General features: G+C 38.4%; 1 protein-coding gene. It reads right to left on the bottom strand.

The genetic code is table 11. The annotated features are described in order from the left end of the window. Positions 1–740: AI-2E family transporter (locus HMPREF2991_RS03240; protein WP_070683541.1), on the bottom strand; the 740-nt coding region annotated here is incomplete at both ends.

Below are 740 nucleotides of genomic sequence, written 5' to 3'. Positions count from 1 at the left end.
ATCTAGCTGATTTTCCTTTGCAACGACAAATTCCTTAACCAATCGATAGATAACAGCAAATATCGGTGTAAAGAATATCATCCCAAGTAAGCCAAAGAGATTGCCTCCAATACTAGCAGCCGCAAGCGTGAAAATAGCTGGCAAACCAATAGATTGACCTACAACTCTAGGATAAATAAGGTTTCCTTCAATCAGCTGTATAACTTGATATAGAAGAAGAGAAAGTAAGGCTTGAGTAGGGCTCACTGTGAAGATAAAAATCGCTCCCACAACACAAGCAATCATAGGCCCTACATAAGGAATGAACGATAGCACTCCTGCAAATATACCTGTCATTACCCCATAAGGTAGTCCAAACAGGCTGTAGCCAACCGCTATCATAACTCCTATGATGACTGCTTCAATCAGCTGACTCATCAAAAATTGGTCATAAGTCTCTAGTGCTACTTGTCCAATGTAAGTTAACTTTGTCACCACTTTCTCTGGAAATATAACTTTTAGAAGTCTACTCGTCATCGCTGCCAGATGTTCCTTACTGGATAAAAATAAAAAGGTAAATACTATAATCAGAAAGGCATTCATTATACTTGAAAAAATATTTCCTATATTACTAGTCAGACCGGATAAGAAGGTTATCAAAGCTTGACTAATAGAGCTAGACTGTCCCTGAATTCCTGATACGATAGTTGACAGCATGTCTTTGGTTACAAATTCCGAGCTGTCTAGCAATTTCCCAAGTT

Source organism: Streptococcus sp. HMSC072D07, assembly GCF_001814835.1.
In the GTDB taxonomy this organism is placed as follows: Bacteria; Bacillota; Bacilli; order Lactobacillales; family Streptococcaceae; genus Streptococcus.
Note: the sequence above shows the minus strand (reverse complement) of the source record. Positions and strands in the feature narration are given on the sequence as shown.